The 23,181-nt window shown below is 65.6% G+C and carries 21 protein-coding genes, 1 tRNA gene and 1 pseudogene; 13 read left to right on the top strand and 10 right to left on the bottom strand.

All coding sequences use genetic code 11. The annotated features are described in order from the left end of the window. Window positions 1-51: 51 nt before the first annotated feature. Window positions 52-126 (top strand) — tRNA-Glu (locus ASF20_RS12510). Between the two features lie 65 nt (window positions 127-191). Here ASF20_RS12510 and ASF20_RS12505 read toward each other — a convergent pair. Next, window positions 192-959, bottom strand: coding sequence for a Crp/Fnr family transcriptional regulator (locus ASF20_RS12505; protein ID WP_244476415.1), 768 nt, complete (start codon window positions 957-959; stop codon window positions 192-194). Between the two features lie 474 nt (window positions 960-1,433). On the opposite strand from ASF20_RS12505, the gene ASF20_RS12500 reads away from it, so the two are divergent. The 5 genes from ASF20_RS12500 (at window position 1,434) to ASF20_RS24630 (ending at window position 5,285) form a co-directional block, all read left to right on the top strand. Next, on the top strand, window positions 1,434-1,712 hold the full coding sequence (locus ASF20_RS12500; RefSeq protein WP_056274623.1) for a hypothetical protein: 279 nt from the start codon (window positions 1,434-1,436) through the stop codon (window positions 1,710-1,712). A gap of 290 nt (window positions 1,713-2,002) precedes the next feature. Next, window positions 2,003-3,526: a chromosome partitioning protein ParA gene (locus ASF20_RS12495; RefSeq protein WP_274534724.1), complete on the top strand. Its 1,524-nt coding sequence runs from the start codon at window positions 2,003-2,005 to the stop codon at window positions 3,524-3,526. A 90-nt stretch (window positions 3,527-3,616) separates the two neighbouring features. Continuing rightward, on the top strand, window positions 3,617-4,072 hold the full coding sequence (locus tag ASF20_RS12490) for a hypothetical protein (RefSeq protein ID WP_056213714.1): 456 nt from the start codon (window positions 3,617-3,619) through the stop codon (window positions 4,070-4,072). A gap of 154 nt (window positions 4,073-4,226) precedes the next feature. Then, window positions 4,227-4,802 (top strand): hypothetical protein, encoded by a 576-nt coding sequence (locus ASF20_RS12485; RefSeq protein WP_056274621.1) that lies wholly within the window; start codon window positions 4,227-4,229, stop codon window positions 4,800-4,802. Between the two features lie 330 nt (window positions 4,803-5,132). After that, window positions 5,133-5,285 (top strand): hypothetical protein, encoded by a 153-nt coding sequence (locus ASF20_RS24630; protein ID WP_200917569.1) that lies wholly within the window; start codon window positions 5,133-5,135, stop codon window positions 5,283-5,285. 27 nt (window positions 5,286-5,312) lie between these two features. On the opposite strand, the gene ASF20_RS12480 is transcribed toward ASF20_RS24630, so the two are convergent. Together ASF20_RS12480 and ASF20_RS12475 are read right to left on the bottom strand one after the other, a co-directional pair. Next, window positions 5,313-6,212 (bottom strand): metallophosphoesterase, encoded by a 900-nt coding sequence (locus ASF20_RS12480; protein ID WP_056213996.1) that lies wholly within the window; start codon window positions 6,210-6,212, stop codon window positions 5,313-5,315. Between the two features lie 100 nt (window positions 6,213-6,312). Next, window positions 6,313-6,783: pseudogene (locus ASF20_RS12475) on the bottom strand (VIT1/CCC1 transporter family protein); the annotation flags it as partial. A 347-nt stretch (window positions 6,784-7,130) separates the two neighbouring features. Here ASF20_RS12475 and ASF20_RS12470 point away from each other — a divergent pair. From ASF20_RS12470 to lpxK, 3 genes are read left to right on the top strand one after another with little or no spacing between them, the layout of a single operon-like run. Continuing rightward, window positions 7,131-7,907 (top strand): lysophospholipid acyltransferase family protein, encoded by a 777-nt coding sequence (locus tag ASF20_RS12470; protein ID WP_056213719.1) that lies wholly within the window; start codon window positions 7,131-7,133, stop codon window positions 7,905-7,907. 5 nt (window positions 7,908-7,912) lie between these two features. Then, window positions 7,913-9,220, top strand: coding sequence for a 3-deoxy-D-manno-octulosonic acid transferase (locus tag ASF20_RS12465; RefSeq protein ID WP_056274688.1), 1,308 nt, complete (start codon window positions 7,913-7,915; stop codon window positions 9,218-9,220). A 10-nt stretch (window positions 9,221-9,230) separates the two neighbouring features. Further along, window positions 9,231-10,214: a tetraacyldisaccharide 4'-kinase gene (lpxK, locus tag ASF20_RS12460; protein WP_056274620.1), complete on the top strand. Its 984-nt coding sequence runs from the start codon at window positions 9,231-9,233 to the stop codon at window positions 10,212-10,214. A gap of 141 nt (window positions 10,215-10,355) precedes the next feature. On the opposite strand, the gene ASF20_RS23350 is transcribed toward lpxK, so the two are convergent. The 3 genes from ASF20_RS23350 to ASF20_RS12455 form a co-directional block, all read right to left on the bottom strand. Next, complete coding sequence (locus ASF20_RS23350) at window positions 10,356-12,098, bottom strand: UvrD-helicase domain-containing protein (protein WP_082501311.1); 1,743 nt, start codon at window positions 12,096-12,098, stop codon at window positions 10,356-10,358. After that, complete coding sequence (locus ASF20_RS23345) at window positions 12,095-14,176, bottom strand: ATP-dependent endonuclease (protein WP_082501310.1); 2,082 nt, start codon at window positions 14,174-14,176, stop codon at window positions 12,095-12,097. Before ASF20_RS23345 ends, ASF20_RS23350 begins: the two co-directional genes overlap by 4 nt. Window positions 14,177-14,722: 546 nt before the next feature. Beyond that, a complete protein-coding gene (locus tag ASF20_RS12455) occupies window positions 14,723-14,944 on the bottom strand; it encodes a DUF2093 domain-containing protein (RefSeq protein ID WP_056274617.1) in 222 nt (73 codons plus the stop codon). Window positions 14,945-15,162: 218 nt separating this feature from the next. On the opposite strand from ASF20_RS12455, the gene ASF20_RS12450 reads away from it, so the two are divergent. From ASF20_RS12450 to deoA, 4 genes are read left to right on the top strand one after another with little or no spacing between them, the layout of a single operon-like run. Beyond that, the gene (locus ASF20_RS12450; RefSeq protein ID WP_056274687.1) at window positions 15,163-15,591 is read left to right on the top strand and encodes a cytidine deaminase; all 429 of its coding nucleotides are present in this window, start codon (window positions 15,163-15,165) and stop codon (window positions 15,589-15,591) included. A gap of 4 nt (window positions 15,592-15,595) precedes the next feature. Further along, window positions 15,596-16,426, top strand: coding sequence for a purine-nucleoside phosphorylase (locus ASF20_RS12445; protein WP_244476414.1), 831 nt, complete (start codon window positions 15,596-15,598; stop codon window positions 16,424-16,426). Next, window positions 16,426-17,169: a deoxyribose-phosphate aldolase gene (deoC, locus tag ASF20_RS12440; RefSeq protein ID WP_056274613.1), complete on the top strand. Its 744-nt coding sequence runs from the start codon at window positions 16,426-16,428 to the stop codon at window positions 17,167-17,169. The genes ASF20_RS12445 and deoC overlap by 1 nt, the downstream gene beginning before the upstream one ends. Beyond that, window positions 17,166-18,479, top strand: coding sequence for a thymidine phosphorylase (deoA, locus tag ASF20_RS12435; protein ID WP_056274612.1), 1,314 nt, complete (start codon window positions 17,166-17,168; stop codon window positions 18,477-18,479). Before deoC ends, deoA begins: the two co-directional genes overlap by 4 nt. Window positions 18,480-18,521: 42 nt before the next feature. Here the strand turns inward: deoA and ASF20_RS23340 are convergent, their stop codons facing one another. The 4 genes from ASF20_RS23340 to dnaK form a co-directional block, all read right to left on the bottom strand. Continuing rightward, the gene (locus ASF20_RS23340) at window positions 18,522-18,851 is read right to left on the bottom strand and encodes a hypothetical protein (protein ID WP_156648057.1); all 330 of its coding nucleotides are present in this window, start codon (window positions 18,849-18,851) and stop codon (window positions 18,522-18,524) included. A gap of 122 nt (window positions 18,852-18,973) precedes the next feature. Then, entirely contained in the window at window positions 18,974-19,609 is a 636-nt protein-coding gene (locus ASF20_RS12425) for an rRNA adenine N-6-methyltransferase family protein (RefSeq protein ID WP_056213738.1), read from the bottom strand. A gap of 178 nt (window positions 19,610-19,787) precedes the next feature. Then, a complete protein-coding gene (gene dnaJ, locus ASF20_RS12420; RefSeq protein WP_056274610.1) occupies window positions 19,788-20,948 on the bottom strand; it encodes a molecular chaperone DnaJ in 1,161 nt (386 codons plus the stop codon). Window positions 20,949-21,103: 155 nt separating this feature from the next. Continuing rightward, window positions 21,104-23,017, bottom strand: coding sequence for a molecular chaperone DnaK (dnaK, locus tag ASF20_RS12415; protein ID WP_056213744.1), 1,914 nt, complete (start codon window positions 23,015-23,017; stop codon window positions 21,104-21,106). Window positions 23,018-23,181 lie beyond the last annotated feature (164 nt).

The raw sequence follows: 23,181 nt of genomic DNA, 5'->3' as shown, positions 1-23,181 counted from the left end.
GCCGGGAAGCACGGATCGCCGCAGCGATCACCGAGTGCCTCCCTCCGGTCCGCGCCCATCGTCTAGCGGTTAGGACAGGTCCCTCTCACGGATCAGACCGGGGTTCGATTCCCCGTGGGCGCGCCAAGCACTCCCCTCGACATTCCGAAACATGCCGGCTGTCCCAAGCTTTCGCGCGCGGTCGGTTCCCGTCAATTCGAATGCGGGACCTGCGCGCCGAGGCCATGGGCGGCCATGGCGTTGAGGCAATGGGCCGGAATTCGTCGGATGGCGCGCGTCTCCGCCTCCGCGTCCATGCGCAGGTAGGCGGCGTCGAACTCGGCGAAGGCGGACAGGGCGGCGAGGTCGGGAATGGTGAGGCGCCGGTCCCGGAGTCCGATGCGCCCATTGCCGCGCAGATCCTGCAGCACCCGGTTGACGTGGACGTTCGAGAGGCCGGTCGCGTCCGCGAGATCCGCCTGGGTCACGGGCAGCGCGCAGCTGGTCCCGGTCGTCCGCCCCACCCGCTGCTGGCGGACATAGAGTTCGCAGAAGAGGTGGGCGATCCGCTTCACGCCCGGCTGGCAGCCGAGATTGACCATCCACTCACGCAGGGTCGCCTCGTCCACGAGCGTGCTGAGGCTCAGGGCGCAGGCCAAGGCCGGGACGGTGTCCAGGATCTCCGCGACGGTCTCGGCTGCGAGGTGAACCGCCTTGCAGGGCGACAGGGTGACGATGCTGTGGTCCATCCGCTCCAGGAGGGAGACATCCAGCGCGCAGAGGTCGCCGGGCAGCAGGAACGCCAGGATCTGACGGCGGCCGCTCGCCCGCGCCTTCTGGCGGCACGCCATCCCGTCCAGGATCAGCCAGAGACCGTCCGGCTTGTCGCCCTCGCGCGCCAGGGGCGTGTGCGCTTCGATGCTGCGCCGCTCCGCGCTGATCCGCTCCAGTATCGCCCGGTCTGCCTCTGATAATTCCACGAAGCTTTCGAGCTTTCGCGTGAAGGGATTGGGCAAACGTGGGGGCGAATTGTCCGTCCGGGTCATGCAGTTTTCACCCACGCGTTCCGGCCGATGACAGCACTTACGTAGATCTTAATTTTGTAAATGTTAGCGGTCGAATGTGAAGTCTTCAATCAGGTATTGGGAAATGTCGAAAACCGGACATTTCGTCCGGCGTGAAAAGGCTCCGGGCAAACACTGGGCACCCCCGAGCACTGCGAAACTCCGGATCGATCCCGCGGCATTGCGAACCGTCCTCGTCGCCGGCGCGGCTTGGACGCGGTGCGAATCCCGGGGGACCGCGGCCAAGAGCTTCGGAGAAACAGGAGCGTCGGAGGATCGAGCGCGCCATTCCGCTGCCGCCAGTCGCCCGACGAGACAGGGCCCTTGCCCGGCCGCGATAGGACAAGCTGTCCGGCTGACGGCCGCGCCCGCGCCATGCCATGAGCGGGCATGATCCGGATCATCAAGCACATCCTCGTCGAGCCCACGGCGGACCAGCTGCCGCGCCTGCGACGGATTCAGGCGGCGGTCCTCGCCCGGTTTCCGGACGCCACCACGGAGATCGTCCCCGGCCTGCTCGACGATGACCTCGTCGTCGAGGTGCGGCTTCCGCTCCTCCACCTGATGGCGTGGCGCGGCGCCCGGGACGCCTGGGGCGACTTTCGCCAGGCCGGGGACGCGACGCCGCCCGATCATGTCGGGACGGCACGCGACGCCGGGCCGGATTGACGCGTCGCGGGTGGGGAGCGCCATCCCCAGCGCGTTTTCACGCTTGCGGGAGGGATGACGGACGAGCTTGCACGCCGCAATGCTGCAATCGGCCGTCCGAACCGCAAGTCGACCGCCACGCTTGTCAAGCTGAGCCCAGCAACGCGACGGATCAGGCGCCGCTGCGCTACAAAAGCCATACGTTAAGAATTTGCTAACAGGACGCGTTTGGCGTGATTGACAGGGGCAGGAAATTGCAACCTTGTTGAATCCTGGTCGTGGGTTGTCCGCCACGAGATTGGATCGCAGAAATGAGCTGGCTTTCGCTCCGCAAATTGACCGCAAGTGAAAGCAAGGCGCCGTCTTCACAGCAGACTGATGCATTGCTTCGTTCTCCAATACAGGATGTGCCTTTTATCCGTATTGCCGATGAGGCGGAGACGACGGAGCCGCTACTGGACAGTGAAGACCTTTCGCTGGATTCCCTCGGGCAGCACAACGAGAGCCTGCGGTTCCGCGTGGCGGAAATGTCCGAGCGCCTCGACGACCTGAAGTCGCTTCAGGCGGATTTCTCCGCCCTCCTGGTACCGATCGTGGCGATCACCGAGGAGCTTCCGCGGGCCAAGGTCCGGACGGCGGAGCTCGAGACTCTGCTAGCGATGGAGCAGGGTAACGCGGCCACCCTCCGGCGTGATCTCGCCGACGCCACCGGACGCCTCGCCGCGGCGACCAACGACGTGGCGGCCGCCAAGATCCAGCTGCACCACCTCGAGACCAGCCTCCAGGCCCGCGACGCGGCGGCCGAGGAGGTGCGGATCGCCCTGCGCGACAAGACCCTGCAGGCCGAGAACCTGGAGCGGCGCCTCTTCGCCGAGACCGAGCAGAGCCGGGCCCTGCAGGGCGAGAGCAAGGCGCTGCGGGTGGAGGCCAAGGCCCTCGACCAGGCGCTGGCTCGGTCCGACAGCGAGCTGCAGGACCTGCGCGAGAGCCGGCACGCCCTCGACCGGGACAACCTCCGGCTCCAGAACCTGAGCGAGGCCCAGGCGGCCCAGCTTGCAGAACTGAGCGCCCGCGCTCAGGAGTTCGAGGGCCAGGCCGAGTCCGGCCGCGTCGCCCTGCACAACGTCGAACAGCAGCTGGCGGCGGAGATCGCCGCCGCCCAGAAGGCGGAGGCCCAGTACGAGGCCGAGGTCGCGAACCATCGCACCGAGCGCGCGAGCCTCGCCATGCGGGTGGAAGCCGCCACGAGCCGGCTCGCCAACACCGAGCAGATGCTGGCCCAGCTCCGCACGCAGCTCCGCGAGCGCGACGAGGCCGGCCGCTCGGCCGAGCGCGGCCTCAAGGAAGCCTCCATCGAGCGCGTCACCCTGGAGCGTCGGCTGGAGAGCGCCCAGGTCGACCTCGCCCGGCAGAACGAGCGCTTCCTCGAGATGCAGCGGGCCCGCTCGGAATTCGAGCACCGCTGCGAGATGCTGACCAAGGCGATGGCGGCCAAGGATGCGGCCCTGGAGCAGGCCCTCGGCCGGGTCTCCAGCCTGTCCGACCGCATCGACCACCTCGTCCACCGCCAGGAGGTGGAGCGTGCGGATTTCGAGACCGTGAACCACCGCCTGATCGAGGAGCTCCAGCACGAGCGTTCCGAGCGCAAGCTCGCGCAGGGTGCCCTGGACATCGCCCGCGAGAGCCGCGTCGCCCTGCAGAAGCAGCACGAGGCCCTGCGTCGCTCGGCCCGCAGCTTCGCGGGGGACGAGGGGGCGCGGAGCGAGCCGGCCCCGGCCGCGCCCCCGCCGGAGCCGAGCAACGTCCGTCCCTTCTCGCCCCCGCCCGAGAAATAGCGCCCGACCCGACCGATCCAGCCTCGCCGACCCGACCCCTCCACCCCTTCAAGAGACGGCGCGGCGGAGACCCCGCGCAGGGATGCCCAGATGTCCGAGACCGCGCTTCGCGACCGAGAAACCTCCTCCGCCGGAGCCTGGCTGATGCGCAGCCTGCCCAGCCCCCATCGCGGGCCGGGGGCGCCCGAGCCGGCTCAGCAGGCCCATCTGGACGAGACCCTTCCGGCTCCGGCCAATGCCGGCCGGACGCGGGACTGGTCCGCCTCGCTCGATCTGATCCACGAGGCCACGGCCGCGATTCGCATCAGCGAGGAGCGGGCCGCGGAGCTGGAGCAGGAGCTGGAACGCACGGTCGCGCGGGCCCTGGAGCGGGCCACCGCCCTGGAGGCGCAGGTCGCCGCCGCGCAGACCCGCGCCGACCTCGCCGAGCGCCGGGCGGACGAGGCGGAGGAGTGGCTGGCCCGCCTGCACGACGCCGTGGTGGAGGGCTTCACCCGCCGTGCGCCGGCGGACGAGGCGAACCCGGCCAAGGTCGGAACGCCGTGAGGGGCCGGGGCGCCGGTGGCCGATCCATCCCGCGTGGTCACGCCGCCCGCCCGGGACCCTGTTCAACGACCGTCACCATGATCGTTTTCCCGTCCGGGTCTCCGCCCCCATGTCCGCTGCACCCATCTCCGCCGCTCCCATCCCAGCCGCTCCTATGTCCGCTGCCGCCTCCCCCGTCCTGTCGCCCGTGATCGATCTCGCGATCGCCCGGCTGCCCGTCCGTCACGGGGGCGAGGCCTCGGACCCGCGCGAGACGGAAAGCCCCGTGCGGAGCGGCAGCCAGGCGCTTGCCCTGGTGCCCGTGCCGGCGATCACGCCCACCTCGGAACTCGGCGCCACGACCCTGCGCCTGGTCGAGCACAGCATGGAGACGATCCAGGCTCTGCACGAGCGGGTCGATACGATCTCGGCCCAGGCGCGGGACCTGATCCGCCTCACCCACCGGGAGCGGGTCGAGCAGCAGGCCGAGCTGGATCGGGCCCGCGCCGAGGCGTCCGCCTGGCGGCGTCAGGCGATGGAACTGGAGATCCGGATGCGCGAGGCCCAGCTGCGCGTCCGCGAGGCCGAGATGGCGCGGCGCGAAGCGGATCAGGCCGCCCTCGATGCGCGGGAGCGGGCCCGCTCCGCCGAGGGCGAGGTCCAGGACCTGGAAGCCTACCTGCGCAAGATCAGTGACTACCTGCAGGCCAATCTCGGACGAGTCCCGGGCCGGCCGTCGCGCGACGCCTGAGGGTCGGGCGGCGGCGTCGCGCCTCAAAAGAATCAGGTCCGGCGACGAGTCCGCCCGCGGTGGGGGCCGAGGCGGCCCAGGATGGCCGGAACGGGCCCGGCGGGCCCCCGCTCTCCCCCGGAGACCATGGTGCGGCGCAAGCGTAGCCATTCGTTGAGAAGGTTCGGGGATTTCGCCCGCTGAACTGATATACCAAGATGTTCGCTGCATCGCGGGATCGATTTGTCGCGTCTAGCGCCGCCGAGGACTTGCGTAGTCTGAACCGACCGTTAATGTTTCCCCTCCGCCGAAATCATATCGCGTCTAACCTTTTTTGACGGGGTGACAGCCATGTCCAACGTGATTCGCGTGAAGCCGACGCATGACGGCACCTATACTGTCTACCGGGGCGAGGCCGTGCTCGTCAGCGGCCTGACCCGCCTGCAGGCGGAGCGCTACGAGGCCAGCCTCGCCGCCCAGGCGAAGGTGCTGGAGGACGCCTGAGCCCTGAGATCCCGAGGCGGCGACGCCTCAGGAGCGGGCCAGCGGAAGGGCGCCGAGATCCGCGATGGTTCCGGACTCGGTCAGGCCCCGCTCGATGCCCGCGACGGCGTAGCCCGTCGCGCGGCGCGTGATCGTGTAGAGGTGGTAGCTCGCGCGGTGATGCCGGGCATCGCCCCGGGCCGAGGCCGAGGCGGCCCCCACCACCGGAATCGACGTCCCCCCCGGCCCGGGCACGAACGCGACGCTGCGGACGTGGTTGTGCCCGTGCAGGATCAACTCCGCCCCGGCATGGGCCACCATGGCGGTGAACGCCCCCGCATCCTTCAGTTCACGCCCGGACGACGTGCCGCCGGGATGCGACGGGTGGTGGATCATCACCACGCGGAAGGGCGGCTCGGGTTCGGCCCCCAGCGTCCGCAGCAGGGCCTCGGTGGCGGCGATCTGCTGCGGCCCGAGGCGGCCGCTCGCCATCAGGGGCTTCGTCGGCACCGCCGAGGACAGGCCGATCAGGGCCACCGGCCCGCGCCGGCGCAGGTACGGGAAATGCCCGTGCGTGCCGTCGTCGCCCGCCGTCCAGGCGCCGCAGGCGAGGAGCAGGCCCTCGAGGGAGCCGCGCACGTAGGCGTCGTGGTTGCCCGGCACGAAGCTCACGGTCTCGGGCGTCCCCAGGGCTTCCAGGAAGACCTTCGCGGTCGACCACTCGCTCGGCAGGCCGATGTTGCAGAGGTCGCCGGTGCAGGCGACGTGGTCGTGCCCCTGCGCCTGGAGGTCGGCCACCAGGGCGGCCAGCACCTCCATGTCGTGGGCGTCCTTGCGGCCGCGCTGCCAGTTCACGTAGCCGGTGGCCCGCTTGCTCAGAAGCTGGCGCAGGCGCGGGCGTGTCAGCGGCCCCACATGGGGGTCGGTCAGGTGGGCGAGGCGGAACATCATCCCCCAATGCGCGGTCGATGATCGGGATTTCGCGCCCCGCATCGCCCCATCCGGGGCCGGGGGTCAACCCTCGCCTTCCGAATCCGCCCGCCGTCCCTCAGGCGCTCCCGATGGCGATGCCGGCGAGGAGCACCAGGGCGCCCCCGAGCACGACCTGCAGGGCCGCGCGCCAGAACGGCGTCGCCATGTAGCGCGTGCGGATCGCCGCGATCGCCAGCAGCTCCACCACCACCACCAGGATGGCCAGGGCCGTCGCGACGCCGAAGGCGTTCGGCCAGGTGGAGGGGATCGCGTAGGGCAGCGTGTGGCCGAGGCCGCCCACCGTGGTCATCACTCCGCAGACGAGGCCGCGCATCCAGGGTGTTCCGCGCCCGGTGATCTGCCCGTCATCCGAGAGCGCCTCGGTGAAGCCCATGCTGATCCCGGCGCCGATGGAGGCGGCGAGCCCCACCAGGAAGGTGGCGCCGTTGCTGTGGGTGGCGAAGGCGGCGGCGAAGATCGGCGCCAGGGTCGAGACCGAGCCGTCGATCAGCCCGGCGAGCCCCGGCTGGACGTAGCGCAGGACGAAGGCGCGGTGCGCCTCCGCTGCGGCGGCATCGATCGCGGTCATCGGCTCCGGGGCGCCCTGGGCGGGGGAGATCATCATCATCGCGCGTCCTGTCCTGATGGGCTCCCTTCGGAGCGCGTTCCTCTTTGGACTCATTCCAATCTATAGCTTGGAATCAGTCCAAACAAGCCACCTGCGCCGGGTTTCGCCCCCGAAACGGCGGATTCGACCGCCACAGCGTCGTTGCGCCGGCCGCGCGATCGGAGCTAGACAGCCGCCTGCCCGTCCGGCGCGCCGCGCGGGACGGCTCCGCGGACATCCCCTCCTCGACGGCATCGCCGGTCCGTCGGCGACGCGAAAGCGACGTGATGAGCCTCGTCAAACGCATCGGCCGCGCCCCGGCGGTCCAGCAGGCCCTCGGCATCCTCGCGGGCGGCTACCTCCGCCTCGTGCGGCGCACCAACCGCTTCACCGTGGAGCCGGCCGCGCCGGATGCCTGGCTCGACGGGCACAGCCCCTTCATCGCCGGCATGTGGCATGGCCAGCACACGATGATCTCGTTCATGCGCCGGCCGCACGACCGGATCGCCACGATCATCTCCCGGTCGGCCGACGGCAACATCAACACCATCGCGCTCACCCGCATGGGCGTCCGGGTGATCCGGGCCTCGGGCGCCCGCGGCCGCGTCCTGCGGGACGCCCGGGCCAAGGGCGGCGCCGAGGGCCTGCGCGCCATGCTGCGGGCCCTGAAGGACGGGGAGAGCGTGGCCTTCAGCGCCGACGTGCCGAAGGTCTCGCGCCGGGCCGATGCCGGCATCCTTACCCTGGCGCGCTTCTCCGGCCGGCCGATCATCCCCGTGGCGGTGGTGACGAGCCGGCACTGGCGCTTCGACAGCTGGGACCGGGCCTGCCTCGGTCTGCCCTTCGGCCGGGGCGCGATGGTGTTCGGCGAACCCCTATTCGTGCCGCGGGACGTGGAGCCCGAGGCCCTGGAGGCCCTGCGCCGGCAGCTCGAGGCCGAGATGAACCGCGTCCACGACCGCGCCTACACCCTGGTCGGCCGGCCCGACCGGGTCGGGCCCCACGACCGCGTCGGCCATCCCGACCGCGTCGGGGCGGACGGCCGGGTCGGGGAACCGGCGTGAAGGCGATGGCGAAGGCCCCGCCCCTCACGGCGCTCCTGCGGGCCTACCGCACCGGTCTCTATCTCGGCGAGCCGGCGCTGGTGGGGCTGCTCGGCTGGCGCGCCCGCCGGGGCAAGGAGGATGCCGGACGCCTGGCCGAGCGGCGCGGCCTGCCGGGCCGGGCCCGGCCGACGGGCCGCCTCGTCTGGATGCACGGGGCCAGCGTCGGGGAGGCTCTGTCCCTGGTCGGCCTCGTAGACGGCATGATCGCCCGCGGCTTCTCGGTGCTGGTGACGACGGGCACCCGCAGCGCGGCCGACCTGATCGGGCGGCGCCTGCCCGCCGGGGCCGTCCACCAGTACATGCCCCTCGACGCGCCGCGCTGGGTGGACCGCTTCCTCGCCCATTGGCGGCCCGACCTCGCCCTCGTCGCCGAATCCGAGATCTGGCCGAACACGGTGCTGGGCCTGCACCGGCACGGCATCCCCCTCCTCGTGGTCAACGGACGGATGTCCGAGCGCTCGTATCGGGGCTGGGCCCGCACCCCCCGGACCGCCGAGGCGCTGCTGGCCCGCATCGCGATCTGCCTTGCCCAGACCGACGCGGATGCCGACCGCTTCCGCCGCCTCGGCGCCCCCCGGGTCAGCATCGCCGGCAACCTGAAATACGATTCCGAGGTGCCCCCGGCGGACGGCCAGCAGCTCGCCCACCTGCGCGACCTCGTCGGCGACCGGCCGGTCTGGGTCGCGGCGAGCACCCATCCGGGCGAGGACGCCATGGCGGCCCGGGCCCATGCCCGCCTCAAGGAACGCTGGCCGCGCCTCCTCACCATCGTGGTGCCGCGCCATCCCCATCGCGGCGGCGACGTCGCCGCCTGCGCGGGGGCCGAGGGCCTGACCAGCGCGCGGCGTTCGCAGGGCGGGCGCCCCCATGGCGGGGTCGATCTCTACGTCGCCGACACCCTGGGCGAGCTCGGCCTGTTCTACCGCCTCGGCCGCATCGTCTATCTCGGCGGCTCCCTGGTGCCCCATGGCGGCCAGAACCCGATCGAACCGACCCGCCTGCGGGCCGCCGTGCTGCACGGGCCGCACATCCACAACTTCACCCAGGTCTATGCCGCCCTGGACGAAGCCGGCGGCGCCCTGACGGTGACCGACGCCGACGCCCTCGCGAAAACCCTGGACACCCTCCTGGCCGACCGCCCCCGCATCGCGGCGATGAGCCGGGCGGGGGAAGCCGCGCTCCAGCCCTTCGAGGGCGCCGTCGCCCGCACCCTGGCGGTGCTCGATCCCTTCATCGCCCAGATGACGCTCCGGGCGATGGCGGCCCCGTGAGCGCCGGCTGATGCGCGCCCCCGCCTTCTGGGACGCAGGCCCCGGCCATCCCGCCGCCCGGTGGCTCGCGCCGTTGAGCGCCCTCTACGGCCGGCACACCGCCGCGCGCATGGACCGGCCCGGCGAAAGAGCCCCCTGCCCCGTCCTCTGCGTCGGCAACTTCACCCTGGGCGGGGCCGGCAAGACCCCCACCGCCCTGGCGCTCGCCGCCCACCTGCGCGCCCTCGGGGCGAACCCGGCCTTCCTGACCCGCGGCTATGGTGGGCGCCTCGCAGGGCCGGTGCGGGTCGATCCGTCCCGCCAGACGGCCGAAGAGACCGGCGACGAGCCCCGGCTCCTGGCCCGGGCCGCGCCGACGATCCTGTCGCGGGACCGCCCGGCCGGCGCCGCCCTCTGCGTCCGAGCCGGCGCCGACGTCATCGTCATGGATGACGGCCTGCAGAACCCGAGTCTGGCCAAGACGCTGTCGCTCGCCGTGGTCGATGCCGGCGCCGGCCTCGGCAACGGGCGGCCCTTCCCGGCCGGCCCCCTGCGGGTGCCCCTGGCCCGGCAATGGCCCCACATCCACGGCCTCGTGCTGATCGGGACCGGAGACCGGGGCGAGGCCGTGGCGGCGGCGGCGCAAGCCCGCGGACTCCCGGTCCACCGCGCCTGCCTGGTCCCCGGCGCCGACCTGACGGGCCGCCGCGTCCTCGCCTTCGCGGGCATCGGCCGCCCCCAAAAGTTCTTCGCAACCTGCGAAGAGGCCGGCGCCACCCTGGTCGCGACCCGCGCCTACCCGGACCACCACCCCTACGGCCCCGCCGACGAAGCCACCCTCGCGGCCGAAGCCACCCGCCTCGGCGCCGACCTCGTCACCACCGAAAAGGACCACGTCCGCCTCACCGCCCCCTTCGCCGCCCGCGTCGCGGTGCTGCCCGTCACGCTCGCGTTTGCGGATGAGGGAGCTTTGCGGGGGCAGTTGCGGGGGTTGGTTGGTAGCACCTTATTTTAGCGAAACGTCTGGGGTGGACTCAGTTCATAAGCATTTAGATCGAAGCCGCGTTTGGTGTTCTACTCTGCCATTTCTAACACAGTTCGGGTGGCATCAATTTATAGCGCTCGCCCTTCTCCAAATTTTCATGCAATTTTTTGTTCATTTTCCTAGCTGACTGGAAGGTAATTCGATTACTCTTGACGAACCAAATAGGTAAGTGACTGCGTTCAGAGCCGAATCCGAAAGTGTTTGCGTCGCAAGCACAGCAAGTCGCGTCATCGGACGAGAAATAGAAACATAGAAGAGGTTCCGTGAGCGATAGTAGGCCTTTAGATGCTTCTTCTCAACATTTTCGCTGCTTAACTGCTCAAATAGCTGTGGCCAATTATAGTGGTTCCAGCCCCCACCAAGTACAACTAAAACGTTCTGAAACTCAGCGCCCTTCACACTATGTTGTGTAGCAAATGGAGTAAACCCGTCAATAAATCTTACAGCCTCTACGACCTCAACGTAGGGAACATTCCGAAGTCCCGCGTGCCTTATCAAGGATCCCATTTCCTCGGGGATAGGTTCGCCGTTGAGTGCTGCCAAATCGTCCTCTCTTTTGGTGATCCTTGAAGTGAGAGGGGGGCGATTTGTATTCTTTAGATGATCGATTACCTGCCCAATTGTTCCTTCGCGACGCAATTTTAGTAGTTGGTCCATATCACTTCGCCAAGCAACCTTGTCTTTGTGACAACGGATTGCCGGTCCACCTCCATAAATGCGAAACATCTCGCCATAATTACCCGAAGAGTATGCCGCGCACATAGGTTCTACGGTCTCGGCGAGCAACTGAATAACTGGATCTTCTTTTTTGGCAAACTGATCGTTTCTGCCCTTAAACACTTCTACAATTCCTGGGTAGCCCTGTTCAGCGGCGAGTGCACTATGGGTTAGCATAAGCACCTTCGTTTTTTCGCGCGCCCAGCCCTCATTCTCAAGTCGCACTCTCAAGTTGGCCATCGCGGATTTTGCAATCTCAGGGGGCAAATCATTCTTAGAATGAGACGTCTGCGTCCTTTGCCCTTCGTACAAATTGGTGTGGAAAAAGCGGGCCTCACCCGGCAGATGAGGATCGCTGACTACCTGAGGTAATTCAGGCCGTAGACGATTGAGTACATCGACAATCGGCTGCGCTGATCGGAAGTTACAACCCTTGTCTATGCCTATGACTGAATAGGCGGCGAGTTCGTATTCGCTCTGATAAATTGTTTGCCAATGATCGCCAAACAGTCCGACAATGGGTCCGCCATTATTATTGAAAACATTGGTTTCGAGCGAAATCATGAAATGGCGATTAGTATCTTGGTACTCGTCAATAAAAATAATAGGAAATTGCTGAGTGAGAAGACGTTTAAACTTTTGGATCGAAAGCAATTTGGCCAAAATGACCGGAACGTCGTCGTGGCCGAGAGATATCTCATTATCTGTGATGCGAAAAAAGCCGTGATCGTAAGTAATTGGCCTATTGCCGATGCCGCCAGCTTCCTTGATGGCGTCCATTCGGCTCTCCAGATCTGAGAGTACCGAACGTATTGCTGGTTGAAATGGGGCTATGAAGCTCCAAGAGAACGCATGAATAGTCTGTACGAGAATAGCTGGGTGATCTTCAACCTCAGTAGCAATCTCGTCGCGTGCAACTTCCGTGTAGGTGATGCAGGCTACGCGTTGCCCTGCTCGGACAAGAGAGCGCCCCTGCTCAGAAATGACTTTTCTCAGTGCAGCGACGAGAGAGTAGGTCTTGCCGGATCCAGCGCCCGCTTCAAGTCGAAAGCTTTTTCTTTCATCTAGACAGGCCTCTACTTTAGCTTGCGCCACTTGTGCAGCAATGATTGCTGGGTTCGCTTGTATTGTATTCATGATGTGAGTCCCGAGGCTTTGCTGGCGTTCTCTTCCGGTACAACTAACGGGGGTTCAGTGGGCGGAGGAGGAGGCTCTGCAAGCCACGCTAGTCCCTCACGGATGTATCTAGGGGCTATCCAATCCTTTTCCCGAATAGCGAACTGCAGCGCAGTAGCCGCCTTTTCCATACCTTTTGCTAATTCCCACGCCTTGAGTGCTTTGTTGCTATCCTCAGGAAGGTGAAAGTGACTAGGATTCGCTAAAATTAAAGCGTCTTCAAAGCTGCGTGCGCAAGCGTCTTCGCTCGATGACTCTGGAATTTGAAATGCAATTCGCCGATACCGCGAAATCTTTTCCGCATCCGGCTTAGCGATCAAATCCAATGGCTTTATTTGCGGAAAATCCTTGCCGGCGGTCTTATCAAACCAATGCCTAATCGCCGAGTTGCTCGTGCGCTCCCCGTCAACCACGAGGCATTTTTTGTATTTGACATGACCTTTATCGGTTTTTGTCGCATGCACTGAATCGATGTCGGTTATGACAAGTGTTTTAAGTTCAAGAAAGTCGATGAGAGGATAAAACAGATGAGCGTATGCACCACCAACTTCTAACGTTGTAACGTACTGTCGCTCCAGCCTGTGCTCAGGCTTCAGATTTTTGTCTGCTAAGGCACACAATCGAGGTACCAAAATGCGCTCCGTCGTTCCTTCAACCATGATTGCCTTATCGGCAAAATAAAGATCGCATTTGGTGAGGGTCATATATTGGTGCAGAAAATCCCGATCAGCCTCCGGGATGGTCGCCAGGCCTTTTTTAAAGTCTTTGATTTTTGTTTGTCTAGCGCTAGCGATTGCTGGGTCGTCGTTTAAGAAGTAGCGAACCGCTTCAAATGTGGCAGCGTTGGCGACGTGTGGGGAATGGGTTGTAATAATAAACTGAACTCTCCACGCCGGATCGTCGGGATATCCCTCGGAAAGCTTCGCAACAGCTTGGTTTAGCTGTGCGATGAAAACTTCCTGCATCTGTGGATGGAGATGCGCTTCAGGTTCCTCGATGAAGATCAGATGAGTGTTAGGTTGAGTTTCAAGTGCTCTATACTCTTTATGGAAAGTTTGAAGCTGTAGTAGCATGTAAATCAGATTGCGCGTTCCAAGTCCGTTATACCCTTCCGGCAAATGGACACCATCATTGCTGGCATAAACAATTTTTGTGTGGTCATTCAGCAAAGCCTCCACGTTCAGAACTGTTTCAGGCTTTAATTTTGAGTCGTTTTGCCCCGGGAAGCCCAAGACATCCATCGCTGGGAGTAGCTCCGTTAACACATCGCCAAATTCATTTTGTACTTTACGCTCGATTTCCTCAACAGATAGCTTTAGTTGTGCAGCGAGTGCTTGGTCAGCGGCGGTAGCGGTGGGAGCTTTAGCTGTTTTGTAGAGATCGTTTAAGAGCTTGCCGATAACGTCAGCATCGGCGTGACGGGAGTGATCAAGGGTTCTCTGCGCACGCACGAGATCCCATTTTATTAGTGAGTGCAGATGTTTGACATCTAAAAGGCGCCGATTTTCATCTGCCGTGGGGTCGATTGCCCAGACTTCGGTATCATATACGGACCCCAAGGTTTGTTTAATATGGCGAAAGAATTCCGCGGCGGAGTCGGGTGTTGTAGAATTGACGTCGCATTCTAAAAGTGCGGACAGACCTGCTAACCGCGGTGCGTAAACGATATGTGCGATTACAGTGTCAGAATCAGCATCAAGATCAATTACGTAAGCCGACATCGGGCCGATATCAGACGCGGCTTTGTCATACGCTAGCGTGAGCGTGATCGCGATTTTTGGCAGCATCTCCAGCACAATATGTGGCGCGACACCCGTAGCCTTAGCATCCCGAGCCGCGAGAAACTTCGAGCGCTCTGCTGCCGAGAAATCCTGCAATCTGAACGGTGTACCCGAGGCTCCGAAGCAACGAAAAACATCCGTCAGTGAAGTCTTTCCGCTGTTGTTGCGACCGACAACGACAGTCGCCGTATCCTCAAGTATGAGCTCGATATCGCGCAGGAGTCGGAAACCTTGAACTCGAACCTTTTTAACCCGCACCGCGCTCCTCCGAATCGATTGGCTTTCTTGCGGTTATGGTTTCCCATAGACAACCACTGATTGTCGATACGATTTCTGCAAAATTTTCGATGCTAGCGGGATTTGTCTCGTCGAGTCTGGAGCAGCCATCCGGTCTTCGACAGGGGCGTAAACTTCCGAAACCGACCGTTCATTCCTTGAATGCATCGGTCCACTATCGGCCAGGACCCAACGATGTTGGCGCCGTTTCGTGATCCTACAGCATCATCTTCTGTAGAAAGTTAGTTGCTAGTCAATGCGCTCAGAGCTGCTATCGAGCATCAATCGCACTTCGTTAATGCTGCAAGCATTGAGCGGTATTGCGTAATCGTGATTAAATAAGTCAATAACGAGTGGAGCACCACAGATCAAAAATCTGTATTATTAACTGTGTATCTCAAAATTGTGGAGTCATAAAATGCTTGGCCTGCGGCCAAGCAAGAGGACGCTGATGTACAATGGCCTTTGACTTTTTCAAAAATCTTGCGGCTACGTCGGATCAATTGCCGCTATCCGATCGTGCAACCCCTACCCCGGCCGTCCGGTCTCGGCGAGGCGCTGCATCGCCGCCTCGGGGCTGGCATAGGCCTCCTGTCGGGTCGCGCTCCAGTAGCGCAGGGCATCGAGGGGGATCGCCGCGCCGGTCACCGCGCAGCGCACGAAGCTGCCGGGCTTGATCACCCGCATGGTGCCGTCGCCGTACTCCACCACCGCCTCGCCGGAGGCGCCGCGCTCGAAACGTCCCAACATGGTCCCCCGCCTCCCGGCCCGTCTTCCATTCGCCCCGTCTTAGGAGCCCGGGGGCGCGCTGTCGATGCATCCGCCGCGCCGGGCCTCGACAGCCCCGCCCCTTGGTGCCTAAGTCGCGGGATGCCGTGCCGTGTCCCGCCCCGATGACCCCGGAATCCACGACTTTGGACGCCAAAATTTCGGACGCCAAAATTTCGGACGCCAAGATTTCGGACGTCATGAGTCCGGACCTGTCCCGCCTGTTCGCGGCCGCCCGGGCCGCGCAGGGGCGCGCCTACGCCCCCTACTCGCGCTTTCCCGTCGGGGCGGCGCTCCTGGACGAGTCGGGCGCCCTCCATGCCGGCTGCAACGTCGAGAACGCCGCCTATCCGGTGGGGACCTGCGCCGAGGCCGGCGCCATCGCCGCCATGGTGGCCTCGGGCGGCCGGCGCATCGCCGCCCTGCTGGTCCTCGGCCCGGGGCCCGTCCTCGTCACCCCCTGCGGCGCCTGCCGGCAGCGCCTCCGCGAATTCGCCGGTCCCGCGGTCCGGGTCCACGTCGCCGACCCGGCGGGCCTGCGCGCCGCCTTCACCGTCGGGGCCCTGCTGCCCGACTCCTTCGGCCCGGACAACCTGGGCGCCGCTCCCGGGGGGACCGATGGGGGATGAATCCTTGCGTGAACCGGAGCCGGGGGTCCAGGCCGCCGCCGGTCTGCTGCGCGCGCAGGGGTTCGGCGGACCCTTCGCCTGCGCGATCGTCACCGGCACCGGACTCGGCGGAATCGTGCGTGACCTCGACACGACCCTCTCGGTATCCTACGGGCAGATTCCGGGGTTTCCGGCCCCGGGCGTGAGCGGCCATGGCGGCCGCCTCCATGCCGGGACCCTCGCCGGACGCCGGGTCCTCGTCTTCGAGGGCCGCGCCCACGCCTACGAGACCGGCGACGCCGCCGTGATGCGGGTGCCGCTCGGCGTCGCGCAAGTCCTTGGAGCACAAGCGCTTCTCCTCACCAATGCCGCCGGCTCCCTGCGGCCGGAGGTCGGCCCCGGCAGCCTCGTGGCGCTCACCGACCACCTCAACCTCTCGGGCCTCAACCCGCTGATCGGCGAGGCCAGCGACGCCCGCTTCGTGCCCATGGTGGGCGCCTACGACGCCGCCCTGCGCGCCCATCTCCTTGATGCGGCACGGGAATCCGGCGTCGCCCTGCACCAGGGCGTCTATGCCTGGTTCGCCGGACCGAGCTTCGAGACCCCGGCGGAAGTCCGCATGGCCGGCCTCCTCGGGGCCGACCTCGTCGGCATGTCGACGGTCCCGGAGGTCATCCTCGCCCGTTTCTACGGCCTGCCCGTCGCCGCCCTGTCGGTCGTGACCAACCTCGGCGCCGGGATCGACGGCGGCGATCCCCACCACGCGGAGACCAAAGCCGTCGCCGCCCGGGCCGGCGACGCCCTCGCCCGCCTGGTCGCCGCCTTCGTCGCCCGCCTGCCCGCGAGTGCCCCCTGATGATAGAAGACGCCTCCATCGCCCGGCGGGCCCTGCCCCTCCTCGACCTTACCGATCTGAGCGAATCCTGCTCAGAGATCGCCATCGACGCGCTCTGCCGCGACGCCCGGGCGAGCGCGGTCGCCGCCGTCTGCGTCTGGCCGCACTACGTGAGCCGCGCCGCCCGGCTGCTCGCCGGCACGCCGGTGCGCGTCGCCACCGTCATCAACTTTCCCGCCGGCGGCGACGACATCGAGCGGGCGGTGGAGGATACGACCGAAGCGCTGGCCGATGGCGCCCACGAGATCGATCTCGTCCTGCCCTACCGCAGCGTCCTCGCCGGCGAGACCGGCACGGCGCGCACCATGCTCGCCGCGATCCGCGACGTCTGCGACGGCGCTCGTCTGCTGAAGGTCATCCTGGAGACCGGCGTCCTGGCGACCCCGGACGCCATCACGGCCGCGAGCCGCCTCGCCATCGAGGCCAGGGCGGATTTCCTCAAGACCTCCACGGGCAAGAGCGCGGTCTCGGCGACACCGGAGGCCGCCGAGACCATGCTCCGCGCCATCCGGGACCACGCGGGGGGGCATCCCGTCGGTCTCAAGGTCTCGGGAGGCCTGAAATCCGTCGCGGATGCGGGCACTTACCTCGCCCTCGCCGATCGCGTCATGGGGCCGGCCTGGGTTTCTCCCCGCACATTTCGCCTCGGCGCCAGCAGCCTGCGCACGGCCTTGGTCGCGGCCTCCGCCGAGGCCGGCCGGTGAGGCTGCCCCAGGAGCTCATCCGCACCAAGCGTGACGGCGGCGCGATCCCGTCGGAGGACATCGCGGACTTCGTCGCGGGCCTGACGGACGGGCGGGTGACCGAGGGGCAGGCCGCTGCCTTCGCCATGGCGGTGTTCTTCCGCGGCCTGTCGCGGTCGGAGCGCGTGACGCTGACCCGGGCGATGACCCAGTCCGGCACCGTCCTGCGGTGGGACCTACCCGGACCCGTCCTGGACAAGCATTCGTCCGGCGGAGTGGGGGACGCGGTCAGCCTCGCGCTCGCACCGATGGTCGCGGCCTGCGGCGGCTACGTCCCGATGATCTCGGGACGCGGCCTCGGGCATACCGGCGGCACCCTCGATAAACTCGCGAGCATCCCGGGCTACGACGCGATGCCGGGCCTCGACCGCTTCCGGAGTGTGACCGCCGACGTGGGCTGCGCCATCATCGGACAGACCGCAGACCTCGCGCCCGCGGATCGGCGCCTCTACGCGATTCGGGACGTTACGGGCACTGTGGAGTCCCTCGACCTGATCACCGCCTCCATCCTGTCCAAGAAACTCGCTGCCGGCCTCGACGGCCTGGTGATGGACGTCAAGGTGGGCTCGGGCGCCTTCATGGCCGAGCGCCCGGAAGCCGAGGGTCTTGCGCGGAGTATCGTCGATGTGGCGGGTGGTGCGGGCCTGCGTACGGTGGCGCTGATCACCGACATGGACTCGCCCCTCGCCTCGGCGGCCGGAAACGCCCTGGAGGTTGCCTATACCCTCGACTATCTCACCGGGCGTTGGTGCGAGCCGGCCTTCCACGCCGTGACGCTGGCGCTTGCCGCCGAGATGCTGGTCGTCGGCGGCCTCAGTTCTGACGTCGCGGACGCTTCTGCCCGCCTGGAGAACGCGAGAGCGTCAGGCCGCGCGCTCGAAGTCTTCGCCCGGATGGTCACTGCGCTCGGAGGGCCCGTCGACCTCCTGGAGCGGACCGGGCGCTACCTGCCAAAGGCGCCGATCACGCGCGCGATCGCTGCGAAGACGGACGGCTACGTCGCCTCGATCGCGACGCGAGATCTGGGCATTGCGGTGATCGGTCTCGGTGGTGGTCGAACCCGCCCGCAGGACGACATCGATCCACGTGTCGGCTTCACCGGGCTGCCCCGTATCGGAGCTCGGATCGAGCAAGGCCAGCCGCTTGCGATGGTCCATGCAGCCGATGCAGCCTCCGCCGAGCGAGCCGAAGCCGCTTTGCTGGCGGCCTACCGCATCGACCCGACACCCGTGGAGCGAACGCCTGCGGTCCTGGAGCGGATCGCGGGATAGGCAGGCGCCGGCTCTTCGGTGAAGCACCGGAAGCCGGAGCGGTCAGTAGTCGTAACGTCCGCGACCGTGGTGATGGTGACGACGCCCTTCCCAACCGCGGTAATGATCCCAGCCGTGATCGCGATGCCCCCAGCCAAAATGCCGGCGCTGGTGACCATAGCCGCGGTCCTCGTGATGGCGGCGATGATGGCCCCAATCACCATGCCCGCCCCAGTACTGCACCGGGGTGATTGCGGTTTGCGGATCGCCGTGGACCGGCGCCACGAGGGGCAAAGCCTGCGCATTCGTCGCGAGTGCGAAGCCGCCGGCGAAGCTCATCACGGCGAACAGAGTTCTCATTCCCCGCAAAGAAACTGCGCGCAAGGTGATCATCGTGAAGCTCCTGTCTCGATTGCCAAGGCGGGTCTCGCCCTCGGCATCCGGGATAGTGCTCTGGCACTGAACGCGAACTGAGACCGCTCTTCAGCCTGCGTTCGGAAATCCAACGATCGCCCTCAGGGTCGGCGATAGACCCAGACACGCGCCGGCGGAAGATTGAGCCAGACTCGGTTCGAACGACTGGCCGTGTAGGTGCCGGCATCGCACCGGGCCGGGATCGGCGGGACCACCGCGTACGTGAACTGCACGAACGGCGCACTCGGATGCATCATTTCGTGGGCGGCGTTCAAGAGATCGAGACGTTGCTCCAAGGGCTTCGTGAAGAGCGGAAGGCTTGAAACCATCGCCGCCGCCTTCTCCGCCAGCATCGTGCCGAATGTTTCGCGAATGTTGTAGGCGTCGCCGCGCAAGATCGTCGCGCGGGGAAAGCGCTTCTGCAGCAGCTTGCAGAAATCCGGATTATACTCGACCAGGATTAGGCGCTCCTGCTCGACGCCACGCCGGATCAAGGCCTCGGTGACGGGTCCCGTCCCAGGTCCGAGTTCAATTACAGGGCCGGTGATGCGCGGATCGACGTAGGAGGCCATCGTGCGGGCGAGCATCTTGCCAGACGGCGTCACAGCGCCAGTGACGAGGGGACGCTCGAACCAGGAACGCAGGAATCGCGCCTCGTCCTCCAGCGGATCCCGCCGTGTACGGTTGGCACCGGAAGCGAGGTCGGCTTTTGCGCTGGAGCGGCGTAGCGGCGGCAAGACCCTATGTCCTCAGATCACGGGTTGGGAGGGAAAGGCTAGACGACGAAGCTCTCCGGCAGTCAAGCTAGCAAACATCGAACCCGCCGGGGCGCACACAAGGATCGTGCAGGCGGTGCTCGACCGCCACATGCGATAACCGTGGCCGAACGGTTTTGATCCGAAGGATATTGCAAGTCTATGTCCTGGCTACCCCACCGAGCCCGTCGAAGAAATCCTTGACCTTGGAGAAGAAGCCCGCGCTCTCCGGATGGTTCTCGTCGGAGGCCGACTGATCGAACTCTTGGAGCAATTCGCGCTGGCGCTTCGAGAGGTTCTGCGGCGTTTCGACGAAAACCTGGATGTAGAGGTCGCCGACGTCGCGCGATCGCAGCACCGGCATGCCCTTGCCCTTGATACGGAATTGCTTCGCCGTCTGGGTGCCGGCTGGGATACGGACCTGGGTTTGCGAGCCATCGATAACCGGCACGGTGATTTCGCCCGAGAGCGCCGCAGTCACCATGGAGATCGGCACGCGGCAGAACAGGTCGGCGCCGTCACGTTGGAAGAACTCGTGCGGCTTGATCGAGAGGAAGACGTAGAGGTCACCCGCCGGTCCGCCGCGCAGGCCCGTCTCGCCTTCACCGGCCAAACGGATCCGCAGGCCGTCGTCAACGCCGGCCGGTACGTTGATGGCGAGGGTCCGTTCGCGCGTCACGCGGCCTGCGCCGCTGCAGGCGCTACAGGGATCGTCGATCACCTCGCCGCGGCCGTGGCAGTTCGGGCAGGTGCGCTCGATGGCGAAGAAGCCCTGGGCCGCACGCACGCGGCCATAGCCACCGCAGGTCTGACAGGGACGCGGCTTCGAGCCGGCCTTGGTACCGGAGCCGGAGCAGACCTCGCAGGTGACCGAGGTCGCCATCTTGATGGTCTCGGCCTTTCCGCTGAACGCCTCTTCGAGGGAGATCTCGAGATTGTAGCGGAGATCGGCGCCACGCTCGCGTGCCGGGCCGCTGCGCGCGCCGCCACGCCCGCCACCGGCGCCGGCCCGGCCATCACCGAAGAAGTTGTCGAAGATATCCGACATGAAGTCGCCGAACTCGTTCCCAAATCCGGGACCGCCGCCACCGCCCTGCTGAAATGCCGCGTGGCCGAAGCGGTCGTACGCGGCACGCTTTTGACCGTCAGACAGGCACTGATAAGCCTCATTGATTTCCTTGAACTTGAGCTCGGCCTCTGCATTTCCCGGATTGCGGTCCGGGTGATAGCTCATGGCGAGCTTACGGAAGGCGACCTTCATCTCGCCGTCAGTCGCGGTCTTGGAGACGCCCAGAATCTCGTAATAATCCCGCTTCGACATTCCCGTCCTCAAAGTCCCCGGCGCTTCGATCCGACTGGACCGCACCGTCCCCATTAAACGCCGGTGCGCCTGAAACGCGGCTGGTTCCGCTCATCGGGACAAGCCGAACATGGCTCGGGGCCGGATCGCTCCGGCCCCGTCTTCAGATGTAGGCGTTATGCCCGCTTCTTCTGGTCCTTGTCATCGACTTCCTGGAAGTCGGCGTCGATGACGTCGTCCTTCTTCGCCTCACCGGTGCCGGCTTCGGCCCCCGCCTCACCGGCTTGATTGGCGGCGTACATCGCCTCGCCAAGCTTCATCGAAGCCTGCATCACGTCGGTGGTGCGGGCCTTGATGACCTCCACATCGTCCCCCTCGAGGGCGGTGCGGAGCGCGGTGATGGCCGTCTCGATGGCGCCCTTGTCGTCCGCAGTGACCTTGTCGCCGTATTCCTTCACCGACTTCTCGGTGGCATGGATCAGGCTCTCGCCCTGGTTCTTCACCTCGACGAGTTCGCGGCGCTTCTTGTCCGCCTCGGCATTCGCCTCGGCGTCCTTGACCATCCGCTCGATATCGGCGTCCGACAGGCCACCCGACGCCTGGATGCGGATCTGGTGTTCCTTGTTCGTCGCCTTGTCCTTGGCCGTGACGTTTACGATGCCATTCGCGTCGATGTCGAAGGTCACCTCGATTTGCGGCATGCCGCGCGGAGCCGGAGGAATGCCCATCAGATCGAACTGGCCGAGCAGCTTGTTGTCGGCCGCCATCTCGCGCTCGCCCTGGAAGACCCGGATGGTCACCGCGTTCTGATTGTCCTCGGCCGTCGAGAAGGTCTGGGACTTCTTCGTCGGGATCGTGGTGTTGCGGTCGATCAGGCGAGTGAACACGCCGCCCAGGGTCTCGATGCCCAGCGACAGCGGGGTCACGTCGAGGAGCAGCACGTCCTTGACGTCGCCTTGGAGCACACCGGCCTGAACCGCCGCGCCGATGGCCACGACCTCATCCGGGTTGACGCCCTTGTGGGGCTCCTTGCCGAAGAAGGACTTCACGACTTCCTGGATCTTCGGCATGCGGATCATGCCGCCGACCAGCACCACCTCGTCGATTTCGGAGGCCGAAACGCCGGCATCCTTGAGCGCCTTGCGGCAGGGTTCGATGGTGCGCTGGACGAGATCGTCCACGAGGGATTCGAATTTCGCTCGGCTGAGCTTGAGCGCGAGGTGCTTTGGACCCGTAGCATCGGCCGTGATGTAGGGCAGGTTGATCTCGGTCTGTGTCGCTGACGACAGCTCGATCTTGGCCTTCTCAGCGGCTTCCTTCAGGCGCTGGAGGGCGAGCTTGTCCTTCGTGAGGTCGATGCCCTGCTCGCGCTTGAACTCGCTCGTCAGATACTCGACCACACGGTTGTCGAAGTCCTCGCCACCCAGGAAGGTATCGCCGTTGGTGGACTTCACCTCGAATACGCCATCACCAATCTCAAGGATCGACACGTCGAAAGTACCACCGCCGAGGTCGTAAACTGCGATGGTGCCGGCCTTCTTCTTGTCGAGGCCGTAGGCGAGGGCCGCCGCGGTCGGCTCGTTGATGATTCGCAAGACCTCGAGACCGGCGATCTTGCCAGCATCCTTGGTGGCCTGACGCTGGGCATCGTTGAAGTAAGCGGGTACCGTGATGACGGCCTGCGTCACCGGTTGACCGAGATGCGCCTCGGCCGTCTCCTTCATCTTCTGCAGGGTGAAGGCGGAAATCTGCGAGGGCGAGTACTTCTTGCCGTCCGCCTCGACCCAGGCATCGCCATTGTCGCCGCGAACGATCTTGTAGGGGACAAGGCCCTTGTCCTTCTGCGTCATCGGATCGTCGTAGGTCCGACCCACGAGACGCTTGATGGCGAAGAAGGTGCGCTCTGGGTTCGTGACCGCCTGACGCTTGGCGGGCTGGCCCACGAGCCGCTCGCCCTCGTCGGTGAATGCGACGATCGACGGCGTGGTGCGCGCACCTTCCGAATTCTCGACGACCTTGGGCTGCGTGCCTTCCATGACGGCCACGCAGGAATTCGTGGTGCCGAGATCGATACCGATTACCTTACCCATGGTGGGATCCCTCTGTTGTCGTTTGGTCAAGCAGACCGCCGAGCCCCGAAGCAGCTCGGCCCATGGCTTTGCAAAACTGACTGTGTGAGAACGGGCTTGGACACCGGTTCGCGCCCCGGAACGGTGCAGAGCCGGGTCTTAATCCCGCGTCTCGGCCGATATAA

The sequence above is a fragment of the Methylobacterium sp. Leaf88 genome, assembly GCF_001422795.1.
GTDB lineage: Bacteria > Pseudomonadota > Alphaproteobacteria > Rhizobiales > Beijerinckiaceae > Methylobacterium.
Note: the sequence above shows the minus strand (reverse complement) of the source record. Positions and strands in the feature narration are given on the sequence as shown.